The 12,082-nt window shown below is 71.1% G+C and carries 11 protein-coding genes; 9 read left to right on the top strand and 2 right to left on the bottom strand.

Annotated elements, in window-relative coordinates:
- The first annotated feature begins 77 nt into the window (after positions 1-77).
- From eccD to AC2CJA_RS04125, 6 genes are all read left to right on the top strand, one after another.
- The gene (eccD, locus tag AC2CJA_RS04100; RefSeq protein WP_484601269.1) at positions 78-1,553 is read left to right on the top strand and encodes a type VII secretion integral membrane protein EccD; all 1,476 of its coding nucleotides are present in this window, start codon (positions 78-80) and stop codon (positions 1,551-1,553) included.
- Positions 1,554-1,772: 219 nt separating this feature from the next.
- A complete protein-coding gene (rpsO, locus tag AC2CJA_RS04105) occupies positions 1,773-2,060 on the top strand; it encodes a 30S ribosomal protein S15 (RefSeq protein WP_206349103.1) in 288 nt (95 codons plus the stop codon).
- Positions 2,061-2,338: 278 nt separating this feature from the next.
- A complete protein-coding gene (locus AC2CJA_RS04110) occupies positions 2,339-4,570 on the top strand; it encodes a polyribonucleotide nucleotidyltransferase (RefSeq protein WP_484601270.1) in 2,232 nt (743 codons plus the stop codon).
- Between the two features lie 92 nt (positions 4,571-4,662).
- Positions 4,663-6,006, top strand: a complete 1,344-nt coding sequence (locus AC2CJA_RS04115; protein ID WP_484601276.1) for a M16 family metallopeptidase — start codon at positions 4,663-4,665, stop codon at positions 6,004-6,006.
- A gap of 85 nt (positions 6,007-6,091) precedes the next feature.
- The gene (gene dapB, locus AC2CJA_RS04120; RefSeq protein WP_484601271.1) at positions 6,092-6,844 is read left to right on the top strand and encodes a 4-hydroxy-tetrahydrodipicolinate reductase; all 753 of its coding nucleotides are present in this window, start codon (positions 6,092-6,094) and stop codon (positions 6,842-6,844) included.
- A gap of 5 nt (positions 6,845-6,849) precedes the next feature.
- Positions 6,850-7,311, top strand: coding sequence for a hypothetical protein (locus tag AC2CJA_RS04125; protein ID WP_484601272.1), 462 nt, complete (start codon positions 6,850-6,852; stop codon positions 7,309-7,311).
- Between the two features lie 49 nt (positions 7,312-7,360).
- On the opposite strand, the gene AC2CJA_RS04130 is transcribed toward AC2CJA_RS04125, so the two are convergent.
- The gene (locus AC2CJA_RS04130; RefSeq protein WP_484601277.1) at positions 7,361-7,912 is read right to left on the bottom strand and encodes a hypothetical protein; all 552 of its coding nucleotides are present in this window, start codon (positions 7,910-7,912) and stop codon (positions 7,361-7,363) included.
- Positions 7,913-7,963: 51 nt separating this feature from the next.
- Positions 7,964-8,203 (bottom strand): hypothetical protein, encoded by a 240-nt coding sequence (locus AC2CJA_RS04135; RefSeq protein WP_484601273.1) that lies wholly within the window; start codon positions 8,201-8,203, stop codon positions 7,964-7,966.
- A 254-nt stretch (positions 8,204-8,457) separates the two neighbouring features.
- Here AC2CJA_RS04135 and thyX point away from each other — a divergent pair, with 254 nt between their 5' ends.
- From thyX to AC2CJA_RS04150, 3 genes are all read left to right on the top strand, one after another.
- Positions 8,458-9,150 (top strand): FAD-dependent thymidylate synthase, encoded by a 693-nt coding sequence (gene thyX, locus AC2CJA_RS04140; RefSeq protein ID WP_484601278.1) that lies wholly within the window; start codon positions 8,458-8,460, stop codon positions 9,148-9,150.
- Between the two features lie 164 nt (positions 9,151-9,314).
- Complete coding sequence (dapA, locus tag AC2CJA_RS04145; protein ID WP_484601274.1) at positions 9,315-10,214, top strand: 4-hydroxy-tetrahydrodipicolinate synthase; 900 nt, start codon at positions 9,315-9,317, stop codon at positions 10,212-10,214.
- A gap of 101 nt (positions 10,215-10,315) precedes the next feature.
- Positions 10,316-12,001, top strand: coding sequence for a ribonuclease J (locus AC2CJA_RS04150; RefSeq protein WP_484601275.1), 1,686 nt, complete (start codon positions 10,316-10,318; stop codon positions 11,999-12,001).
- Positions 12,002-12,082 lie beyond the last annotated feature (81 nt).

Genomic DNA, 12,082 nt, shown 5'->3' on the forward strand with positions numbered 1-12,082 from the left:
CGGGATTCCCGCAAAGGGGCCGTACGCATCGTGTGGAGCCAGTGAGCCAGCGAGCAGCCCACGAGGGGGATCTCAAGGTGAGTACGACTGCACCGGCAGCCGCCACCGGCTTCTGCCGGATCACCATCGTCGCGCCCGACAGCCGCATCGATGTGGCCCTCCCCGAGGACATCCCGGTCGCCGACCTGCACCCCGAGATCCTCCGCCTCAGCGGCCAGGTCTCCGCCGAGGGCGCCCCCGTCGGCTACCACCTGGTGCGCCGGGACGGCGGCGTGCTCGACAGCGCCCGTTCCCTGGCCGCCCAGCAGGTCCTGGACGGCGAGGTCCTCAGCCTCCGCCCGTTCGCCGAGTCGCTGCCCCCGGCCGTCTTCGACGACGTCTCCGACGCTGTGGCCTCCGCGGTCTCGAAGGACCGCAGGATGTGGAGCGACGACCTGATGCGCGTCGCCGGGCTGGTCGGCGGCGTGGTGCTGATGTCGCTCATGGCCTTCGTGCTGTGGTTCGCCGACCCGGTACGCCACGACATGCACGGTCTGCCGGGCGTCCTCGCCGCCGTGGCCGGAGTGCTGCTGATCGCCTTCTCGGCGGTACGGGCCCGGGTGTACGACGACCGGCCCTCCGCGACGGCGCTCGGGCTGGCCTCCCTGCCGCACGTGATGATCGCCGGATCCGGGCTGCTGCCCCTGGCGGACGGCGCCGGCATCGGCAGGCTGCAGTTCCTGCTCGGATGTGTGGCGGTCCTGGTCGCCTCCGTCGCCCTGATCGCCGCCGCACCCGGCGGGGACGGTCCGTTCGTCGCCGCCGCCTTCGCCTCCGCCGTCGGGACCCTGGCCACCTTCACCGCCATCCTCACCGAGCTGAGCCCGGTGCAGACCGCGGCCGTGTGCGTTCCCGTGGCGATCGGCGCCATCGCCTTCCTGCCCGGTCTCTCCGCCCGTTTCGCCCGGCTGCCCATCGGCTACAACGCGCCGCGCACCGGCTCCGTGCGCTACGACGAGGACCCCGACGCAGCCCCCGACACCGCGGGCCCCGTCGACGCGGACCGCGTCGCGGCCCAGGCCCGCCGCGGCCACGAGACGCTGCTCGGCCTCGTCGGCGGCTGCGCGGCCGTCACCGTCGCCTCGGCGGCCGTCCTGGGCTTCTCCGGCTCCGGCTGGGGCCAGCTCCTCGCCTTGGCCGCCGGGCTGGCGGCGTTGACACGCGCACGCCTGTTCCGCTACACCGCCCAGGTCGCCTGCGCCCTCGCCGCGGGCCTGGCCGCCCTGGCCCTCCTCGCGCTCGGCCTGGCCCTCAACCCGCCCGCCGACCTGGTGGGCGAACTGCTGGCCGGGGACGGCGGCCCACTGGGCCTGCGCACCGTCTGGCTGTCGGCCGCCCTGGCCGGCGCGGCGGCACTGGCCACGGCCATCGGCCTGGTCGTGCCGCGGCGCGGCGTCACCCCGTTCTGGGGCCGGTTCCTCGACTTCGCCGAGGGCTTCGTCCTGCTGTCGCTGATCCCGCTGTGCCTGGCGGTGCTGGACGCCTACTCCGCCGCACGGAGCATGACCGGCTGAGGCGGGCCTCCCGGCCGCCCCGGGGGTTCCGGCGGCGACCTGCGGTGAGCGGTCCGTCGCACGGCTGGTAGGGTTGTCGGCGGCCGTTTGTGTACGCGCCTTCCGGTGACCACCTGGAGGCAGCGCCCAGCGGACCCCGCCTCCCGAGTCCTGAAAGATCCCCTGCGCGGAAGACCAGGGGCACTCGGTGGCCTCGAAGAAGAAACCAAGGAGTATCGCGTGCCGCTCGACGCCGCTACGAAGAAGCAGATCATGGCCGAGTTCGCCACCAAGGAGGGGGACACCGGCTCCCCCGAGGTCCAGGTCGCGATGCTCACCCGCCGCATCTCGGACCTCACCGAGCACCTGAAGACCCACAAGCACGACCACCACTCCCGCCGGGGTCTGCTGCTCCTGGTCGGCCAGCGCCGCCGCCTGCTGCAGTACCTGGCGAAGAAGGACATCCAGCGCTTCCGTGCGCTGGTCGAGCGCCTGGGCATCCGCCGCGGTGCGGCCGGCGCCCGGTAGTACGCCGTGAGAGGGAGCGGTTCCCGGCAGGGGAACCGCTCCCTTCGCCGTACTCGCGGCACCTCACAGGCACTCACGGAGACCGGAAGCTTTGTAGTCTGGTCCTACGACGACATGTGAAAACGAGGCGGAGCGCCTTCACGCCGCCGGTCCTCGGTAGTGGCCCCCGGGCGAAAACACCCCGGGAGCTTCGATCGAAGACCGGCCCCTACGGGAAGACGCTCCACCACCACCGTCCGCGCCACACGGGCACGGACGCAGACGAGGAGAATTCCCTGGTGGAGAACGAGACCCACTACGCCGAGGCCGTCATCGACAACGGATCCTTCGGCACCCGCACCATCCGCTTCGAGACGGGCCGCCTGGCCCGCCAGGCCGCGGGCTCGGCCGTGGCCTACCTGGACGACGACACCATGGTGCTGTCGGCCACCACCGCCTCGAAGCACCCCAAGGAACAGCTGGACTTCTTCCCCCTGACGGTCGACGTCGAGGAGCGGATGTACGCCGCGGGCAAGATCCCCGGCTCCTTCTTCCGCCGCGAGGGCCGCCCCAGCGAGGACGCGATCCTCACCTGCCGCCTGATCGACCGCCCGCTGCGCCCGTCCTTCAAGAAGGGCCTGCGCAACGAGATCCAGATCGTCGAGACGATCCTCGCGCTCAACCCCGACCACCTCTACGACGTGGTCGCCATCAACGCCGCCTCCTGCTCCACCCAGCTGGCCGGACTGCCCTTCTCCGGCCCGATCGGCGGCACCCGCGTCGCCCTGATCCGCGGCCAGTGGGTGGCCTTCCCCACCCACAGCGAGCTGGAGGAGGCCGTCTTCGACATGGTCGTCGCCGGCCGTGTCCTGCCCGACGGCGACGTGGCGATCATGATGGTCGAGGCCGAGGCCACCGAGAAGACCGTCGAACTGGTCAAGGGGGGCGCCGAGGCGCCGACCGAGGAGCTCGTCGCCGCCGGTCTGGAGGCCGCCAAGCCCTTCATCAAGGCTCTGTGCAAGGCCCAGTCGGACCTGGCCGCCAAGGCCGCCAAGCCGGTCGGCGAGTTCCCGATCTACCTGGACTACCAGGACGACGTGTACGAGGCGCTGGAGGCGGCCGTCCGCGACGAGCTGTCCCGGGCGCTGACCATCGCCGGCAAGCAGGAGCGCGAGAGCGAGCTCGACCGCGTCAAGGCGCTGGCCGCCGAGAAGCTGCTGCCGCAGTTCGAGGGGCGCGAGAAGGAGATCTCCGCGGCGTACCGCTCGCTGACCAAGGCACTGGTCCGCGAGCGCGTCATCAAGGAGAAGAAGCGCATCGACGGCCGCGGACTGACCGACATCCGCACCCTGGCCGCCGAGGTCGAGGCGATCCCGCGGGTCCACGGCTCGGCGCTGTTCGAGCGCGGCGAGACCCAGATCCTGGGCGTCACCACCCTCAACATGCTCCGCATGGAGCAGCAGCTCGACACCCTCTCGCCGGTGACGCGCAAGCGCTACATGCACAACTACAACTTCCCGCCGTACTCCACCGGCGAGACCGGCCGCGTCGGCTCCCCCAAGCGCCGCGAGATCGGTCACGGAGCGCTGGCCGAGCGGGCGATCGTCCCGGTGCTGCCCACCCGCGAGGAGTTCCCGTACGCCATCCGCCAGGTCTCCGAGGCGCTGGGTTCCAACGGCTCGACGTCCATGGGCTCGGTGTGCGCCTCCACCATGTCGCTGCTGAACGCCGGCGTGCCGCTCAAGGCGCCGGTCGCCGGCATCGCCATGGGCCTGATCTCCCAGGAGATCGAGGGCGAGACCCACTACGTCACCCTCACCGACATCCTCGGTGCGGAGGACGCCTTCGGCGACATGGACTTCAAGGTCGCCGGCACCCGCCAGTTCGTCACCGCCCTCCAGCTCGACACCAAGCTGGACGGCATCCCGGCCTCCGTGCTGGCCGCGGCCCTCAAGCAGGCCCGCGACGCCCGTCTGCACATCCTGGACGTGATGAGCGAGGCCATCGACGTCCCGGACGAGATGTCCCCCAACGCGCCGCGGATCATCACCGTGAAGATCCCGGTTGACAAGATCGGCGAGGTCATCGGCCCCAAGGGCAAGATGATCAACCAGATCCAGGAGGACACCGGCGCCGACATCACCATCGAGGACGACGGCACCATCTACATCGGCGCCGCCGACGGTCCGGCCGCCGAGGCGGCCCGCGCCACCATCAACGGCATCGCCAACCCGACGATGCCCGAGGTCGGCGAGCGCTACCTGGGCACGGTCGTGAAGACCACCACCTTCGGAGCCTTCGTCTCCCTGCTCCCGGGCAAGGACGGCCTGCTGCACATCTCGCAGATCCGCAAGCTCGCCGGCGGCAAGCGCGTGGAGAACGTCGAGGACGTGCTGGGAGTCGGCCAGAAGGTCCAGGTCGAGATCGCCGAGATCGACCAGCGCGGCAAGCTGTCGCTGATCCCGGTCCTCGAGGAGGACGAGAAGGAAGGCGCCGAGACCACCGACGCGAAGGACACCGCGACCAAGTGACGCGCACGCCCCGTACGACGGCCCGCCCCACCGCCCCGGTGGGGCGGGCCGTCGCCCGTCCCCATCACCCCGCCCGCCCGGCCGCAGGCCCCGTGCCCGGACCCGCCTCCGGACGCTGGTCCCCGTCCACCGCCACCACCGGGAACGGCGCGGGCACCGTCCGCAGAACCGTGCTCCCCGGCGGCCTGCGGGTCGTCACCGAGTCGGTGCCGACCGTCCGCTCCGCCACCTTCGGCATCTGGGCGCGGGTCGGATCCCGTGACGAGACGCCCACGCTCAACGGTGCCACCCACTACCTGGAGCACCTGCTCTTCAAGGGAACCGGACGGCGCAGCGCCCTGGACATCTCCGCGGAGATCGACGCGGTCGGCGGTGAGATGAACGCCTTCACGGCGAAGGAGTTCACCTGCTACTACGCCCGGGTCCTGGACACCGACCTGCCGCTGGCGGTCGACGTCGTCTGCGACATGCTGACCGGCTCGCTGATCCGCTCCGAGGACGTCGACGCCGAGCGCAACGTCGTCCTGGAGGAGATCGCCATGACCGAGGACGACCCCGGGGACTGCGTCCACGACCTGTTCGCCAGAACCATGCTCGGCGACACCCCGCTGGGCCGCCCGGTCCTGGGCACCACCGACACCATCAACGCCCTCACCCGCGACCAGATCGCGCGCTTCTACCGCCGGCACTACGACCCCACCCACCTGGTCGTCGCCGCCGCCGGCAACCTCGACCACGACACGGTCGTACGCCAGGTGCGTGAGGCCTTCGAACGCGCGGGCGCCCTGGGCCGCACCGACGCCGAGCCCGTCGCCCCCCGGGGCGGCTCGCGCCGCATTCGCACCGCGGGCCGCGTCGACCTGCTGGACCGCGCCACCGAGCAGGCGCACGTCATCCTCGGCATGCCCGGACTGTCCCGCACCGACGAGCGCCGCTGGGCGCTCGGAGTGCTCAGCGCGGCCCTGGGCGGCGGCATGAGCTCCCGGCTGTTCCAGGAGGTGCGCGAGAAGCGCGGACTGGCCTACAGCGTGTACTCCTACACCTCCGGTTTCGCCGACTGCGGCCTGTTCGGCGTGTACGTGGGCTGCCGCCCCAACCTGGTCCACGACGTACTGAAGATCTGCCGCGACGAGCTCGACCACGTCGCCTCGCACGGCCTGGGGGACGAGGAGCTGCGCCGCGCCGTCGGACAGGTCTCCGGCTCCACGGTCATGGGCCTGGAGGACACCGGCGCGCTGATGAACCACATCGGCAAGGGCGAGCTGTGCTGGGGCGAGCAGCTGTCGGTCGACGGGATGCTCGCGAAGATCGCGTCCGTCACCCCCGACGACATCCGCTCGGTGGCCCGCGAGATCCTGGGATGGCGGCCCTCGCTGTCGGTCATCGGACCGCTGACCGACCGGCAGGGCGCCCGCCTGGACGAAGCCGTCGCCTGACCACGGGCCCGCCCGACCGAAGGCCCGCCGGTCCGCCCGACCCGGGCCCCGCCAGGGGCCCGTACCCGTGAAAGGGAACACGCACATGAGCAAGCTCCGCGTAGCAGTCCTCGGCGCCAAGGGCCGTATCGGCTCCGAGGCCGCCCGCTCCGTGGAGGGCGCCGACGACATGGAGCTCGTCGCCGCCCTGGACAAGGACGACTCCCTGGAGGCCCTCACCGAGGCGGGCGCCCAGGTCGCGGTGGACCTGACGCACCCCGAGGCGGTGATGGGCAACCTGGAGTTCTGCGCCGGCCACGGAATCCACGGCGTCGTCGGCACCACCGGCTGGACCGACGAGCGCTTCGGAAGGCTGCGCGCCTGGCTGGAGGCGTCCCCCGGCACCGGAGTGCTGGTCGCGCCGAACTTCTCCATCGGCGCCGTGCTGACCATGCGCTTCGCCCGGCAGGCCGCCCGCTTCTTCGAGTCCGCCGAGGTCGTCGAGCTGCACCACCCCGACAAGGCCGACGCGCCCTCCGGCACCGCCACCCGCACCGCCCGGCTCATCGCCGAGGCGAGGGCCGAGGCGGGCTGCCCGGCCCAGCCGGACGCCACCACCTCGGCCCTCGACGGCGCCCGCGGCGCGGACGTGGACGGAGTTCCGGTGCACTCGGTGCGGTTGCGCGGGCTGCTGGCGCACCAGGAGGTGCTTTTCGGCGACACCGGTGAGACCCTCACCATCCGCCACGACTCGCTGCACCACAGCAGCTTCATGCCCGGCATCCTGCTGGGAGTGCGCCGGGTGACCGGCACCCCCGGCCTCACCGTGGGGCTGGAGCATTTCATGGACCTGGACTGAGACCCATGGGCGGAAAGATCACTTACGTCTTCCTCGCCGTCTCACTGGTCGTCGTCTTCGCGGTGGCGGCCCTGGAGGGCGTACTGCTGCTGAGGACGGGTGAGCCGGCCGCGATGGGGATGGGGGTCGTCGCCTTCGTCCTGCCGTGCGTCGGGGCCTGGTTCCTGTGGCACAACACCCGCTTCGCGCGGAACGCGGGCCGTCTGGCGCGTGAGCTGGAGGCCGAGGAAGGGCTGCCGCAGGACGGGCCCGCGCGGACGGCGGGCGGGCGCGTGGACAAGGCTTCGGCGGACGAGGTCTTCGCCCGGCGCAAGGAGGAGGCCGAGGCCGCCCCGGACGACTGGCGCTGCTGGTTCCGGCTGGCCGTGGCCTACCACGACGCCCGGGACACCCCACGGGCCCGCAAGGCCATGCAGCGGGCCATCGCGCTGCACGACGGCGGGCCCGTGCGGGAGACGGCGGCCTGAACGGCGCCGCGGCCACCCCGGGCCCGCCGGATCGCCGGATCGCCGCGGGCTAGGGGCGGCGGTTCTCCGCGGCCCAGCCCTCCACCACGTCCGCCGCCTGGTCGAAGGAACCGGGGCGGGAGAGGAAGTCGGCGTTGTGGTCGGTCAGCACCGGCCTCAGCGCCTCGCCGCGCCGCGGTTCGACGAGCAGGGCCTGACCCTGCACGGTCCGCGGCATGCCCAGCCACTTCACCGGCTGCTGCACGGTCCGCACGGCCGAGATGTTCCGCCAGGGCAGCGTCGTGGTCGAGAACAGGCTCACCTGGCGTATCCCGCGGGCGCTGACCCACACACCCATCCGCAGCAGCCGCAGTGCGTACGCGATCACCAGGGCCGCGGCGAGCAGGCACACGGCCGCCTCCGCGGCGGAGCCCGCCATGGCGATGATCAGGGTGGACATCAGTACGTAGGCGGCGAGCAGCAGTGTCAGCGCCGCTCCGGCGACCCGCCAGGGTCCCGGCCGGTACGGTCGCCGCCATCTCTCCCGCTCCTCGTACGGCAGCGGTTCGTCGGAGGCGGTGGCGTCCAGTTCGCCGTCGGCCGTCAGGAAGTGCAGTGGCACGGAATCCTCGCTCACGGACACAGTGGGTGGGGCCTGTGAGCGAGGAGATTATCAGCGGCTCTCGGCGGCGCTCGGGTGGTCCGGCCCGCCGTCCTGCGGTTGAGGGGTCTCAAGGGCCGGCACTCCCAGGAGCAGGGACCCCACGAGCCCGGCGACCGCGACCACCCCGAGCAGCACGCGACCGGCCATGTCCGTCCTCGACGGGCGGCGGCGCGGGGGAGTGACGTTACTGCGGAAGTGTCCGGACTCGGCGACGAAGGCGAAGGGGACGGACTCCTCGCGGCGGACCATCTGCTGCTCCTCGGAAGGTGATCTGCACTGCCACGGGTAGAACGTCCGGACGTCCGGGTAAGTGCCCGTTTTCTGATGCTTGCGGGAGGATATCAGCGACCGGGGTCGCCGCCGTGCGGACGGGAGCGCGCCGGGGCGAGGTCGATCCGGTGGCCGTCGCCGCCATAGGCTGTGCGCCGCCCCGACTTCCCGCGTGGCACGACCGAAAGGATTCCCCGGTGTCCGACGCCCCCGACATCCGCTTCCGCAGTGACATGACCGTCGAGCTGGTCAAACACTCGGCCGCAGACACCGATGTGCTGTGGGCGGCGCGGGTCTCCACCGCGGGTGAGCAGTCCCTGGAGGAACTGGAGAAGGACCCGCAGCGCTCCAGGGGACTGATCAACTTCCTGATGCGCGACCGGCACGGCAGCCCGTTCGAGCACAACTCGATGACCTTCTTCATCAGCGCGCCGCTGTTCGTCTTCCGCGAGTTCCATCGCCACAGGGCCGGCTGGAGCTACAACGAGGAGAGCGGCAGGTACCGGGAGCTGGAGCCCGTCTTCTACGTGCCGGACGCCTCCCGCAAGCTGGTGCAGGAGGGACGCCCGGGCAAGTACCGGTTCGTCGAGGGCACGGCCGAGCAGCACCGGGGCGCCGTCCGGGCCCTCGAGGACAGCTACCACCGCTCCTACGAGGCGTACCAGGAGATGCTGGGCGCCGGAATCGCCCGCGAGGTCGCCCGTGCGGCCCTTCCGGTCGGCCTCTACTCCTCGATGTACGCCACCTGCAACGCCCGGTCGCTGATGCATTTCCTGGGGCTGCGGACCCGGCACGAGCTGGCGAGGGTGCCCTCCTTCCCGCAGCGGGAGATCGAGATGGTCGCCGAGCGGATGGAGGCGCACTGGGCCGGTCTCATGCCGCTGACACACGAGGCGTTCAACGCCAACGGGCGAGTCGCTCCATAGGACAGACACCTGACCCTTTTGCCCGAATTGCGGCTTTTGGGGATTTTCGTCTACGCTTTTTCCATGGACCCGGCACTGTCTGAACCCCCGAGCGGACAGTGCCGGGCTCCTCAACCGCCTCCCGAGGGCACATCGGGCCTCAGGCTGCGAGTAGCGTGGGACCCATGGCTCCGACCTCCACACCGCAGACGCCCTTCGGGCGGGTCCTGACCGCGATGGTCACGCCGTTCACCGCGGACGGCGATCTCGACCTCGACGGCGCGCAGCAGCTCGCCGCCCACCTGGTGGACGCCGGCAACGACGGCATCGTCGTCAACGGCACCACCGGTGAGTCCCCGACCACCAGCGATGCGGAGAAAGCGCAGCTCGTGCGGGCCGTGGCCGAGGCGGTCGGAGACCGCGCACACGTCGTCGCCGGAGCCGGCACCAACGACACCCGGCACAGCCTGGAACTGGCCCGTGCGGCCGAGCGGGCCGGCGCCCACGGCCTGCTGGCCGTCACGCCGTACTACAGCAAGCCTCCGCAGGAGGGGCTGTACCGGCACTTCACCACCATCGCCGACGCCACCGGCCTGCCGGTCATGCTCTACGACATTCCCGGCCGCAGCGGCGTCCCGATCAACACCGAGACCATCGTCCGGCTGGCCGAGCACCCCAGGATCGTCGCCAACAAGGACGCCAAGGGCGATCTGGGGCGTGCGAGCTGGGCCATCGCCACCAGCGGACTCGCCTGGTACAGCGGTGACGACATGCTCAACCTCCCGCTGCTGTCCGTCGGCGCGGTCGGCTTCGTCTCGGTCGTCGGCCATGTGGTCGCCCCGGAGCTGCGGGCCCTGCTGGACGCCCACCTCGGCGGCGACGTCACCAAGGCGACGGAGATCCACCAGAAGCTGCTGCCCGTCTTCACCGGTATGTTCCGAACTCAGGGCGTGATCACCAGCAAGGCAGCGCTCACGCTCCGGGGGCTGCCCGCGGGCCCTCTGCGCATGCCGCTCGTCGAGCTGACCCCGGAGGAGACCCAGCAGCTCAAGCGCGATCTCGCCGCCGGCGGGGTACAGCTCTGAAACAGACTTCACAACTGGATACCGACCAACAACTGCAAGTGCACGACGATCGCGCGCCACGTGCCCCCAGGGTGCGTGGCGCGCGTGGTGAGGAGAGACTTTTGAGCCACCCGCATCCCGAACTCGGCCCACCGCCGCCACTGCCCGAGGGCGGTCTGCGCATCACCCCGCTGGGCGGTCTCGGCGAGATCGGCCGCAACATGACCGTCTTCGAGTACGGCGGCCGACTGCTCATCGTCGACTGCGGTGTGCTCTTCCCCGAGGAGGAGCAGCCCGGAGTAGACCTGATCCTTCCCGACTTCAGCTCGGTGCGGGACCGGCTGGACGACATCGACGGCATCGTCCTGACCCATGGCCACGAGGACCACATCGGCGGCGTGCCGTACCTGCTGCGCGAGAAGCCGGACATCCCGCTGATCGGTTCCAAACTGACCCTGGCTCTGATCGAGGCCAAGCTTCAGGAACACCGCATCCGCCCCTACACCCTCGAGGTGACCGAGGGCGACCGCGAGCACATCGGCCCGTTCGACTGCGAGTTCGTGGCGGTCAACCACTCCATCCCGGACGCCCTTGCCGTCGCCGTCCGCACCCCGGCGGGCATGGCCGTGCACACCGGCGACTTCAAGATGGACCAGCTTCCGCTGGACCGCCGCCTCACCGACCTGCGAGCCTTCGCGCGCCTGGGCGAGGAGGGCATCGACCTGCTGCTGTCGGACTCCACCAACGCGGAGGTGCCGGGCTTCACCCCGCACGAGCGCGACATCTCCCAAGTGCTGCGCCAGGTGTTCGCCGGTGCGCAGAGGCGCATCATCGTGGCGAGCTTCGCCAGTCACGTCCACCGCATCCAGCAGATCCTCGACGCGGCCCACGAGTACGGCCGCCGTGTCGCCTTCGTCGGCCGCTCGATGGTCCGCAACATGGGCATCGCCCGGGACCTGGGCTACCTCAGGGTGCCCGCGGGGCTCGTCGTGGACGTCAGGACGCTGGACGACCTGCCGGATGACGAGGTGGTGCTCGTCTGCACCGGGTCGCAGGGCGAGCCGATGGCCGCGCTGTCGCGGATGGCCAACCGGGACCACCAGATCCGCATCGTTCCCGGAGACACGGTGATCCTGGCCTCCTCGCTGATCCCGGGCAACGAGAACGCGGTCTACCGGGTGATCAACGGACTGACCCGCTGGGGCGCCAACGTCGTCCACAAGGGCAACGCCAAGGTCCACGTCTCCGGCCACGCCTCGGCCGGTGAACTGCTCTACTTCTACAACATCTGCCGGCCGAAGAACCTGATGCCGGTCCACGGCGAGTGGCGTCATCTGCGCGCCAACGCGGAGCTGGGCGCGCAGACCGGCGTGCCCAAGGACCACATCGTGATCGCCGAGGACGGTGTGGTGGTCGACCTGGTCGACGGCAGGGCCAAGATCGCAGGGAAGGTCCAGGCAGGCTATGTCTACGTCGACGGCCTGTCGGTCGGCGACGTCACCGAGTCATCGCTGAAGGACCGCCGGATCCTGGGCGAGGAGGGGATCATCTCGATCTTCGTCGTGGTGGACAGCACCACCGGCAAGATCACAGGAGGCCCGCACATCCAGTCCAGGGGGTCAGGCATCGACGACAAGGACTTCGAGTCGGTGATCCCCAAGATCGACGAAGTCCTGGCCAAATCGGCACAGGACGGCATCTCCGAGCCGCACCAGGTGCAGCAGCTCGTCCGCCGCGTGGTCGGCAGGTGGGTGTCGGACAACTACCGCCGCCGGCCCATGATCCTCCCCGTGGTCGTCGAGGTCTGAGGCCCAACCGGGGGGGGGGGGGGGGGGGGGGGGGGGGGGGGGGGGGGGGGGGGGGGGGGGGGGGGGGGGGGGGGGGGGGGG

The organism is Streptomyces sp. ATLC9 (genome assembly GCF_057196705.1).

Coding starts and splice junctions, on each gene's coding strand:
- dapB (WP_484601271.1), top strand. CDS start 6,092: ATGAGCAAGCTCCGCGTAGCAGTCCTCGGCGCCAAGGGCCGTATCGGC.
- AC2CJA_RS04125 (WP_484601272.1), top strand. CDS start 6,850: ATGGGCGGAAAGATCACTTACGTCTTCCTCGCCGTCTCACTGGTCGTC.
- AC2CJA_RS04135 (WP_484601273.1), bottom strand. CDS start 8,203: ATGGTCCGCCGCGAGGAGTCCGTCCCCTTCGCCTTCGTCGCCGAGTCC.
- thyX (WP_484601278.1), top strand. CDS start 8,458: ATGACCGTCGAGCTGGTCAAACACTCGGCCGCAGACACCGATGTGCTG.
- dapA (WP_484601274.1), top strand. CDS start 9,315: ATGGCTCCGACCTCCACACCGCAGACGCCCTTCGGGCGGGTCCTGACC.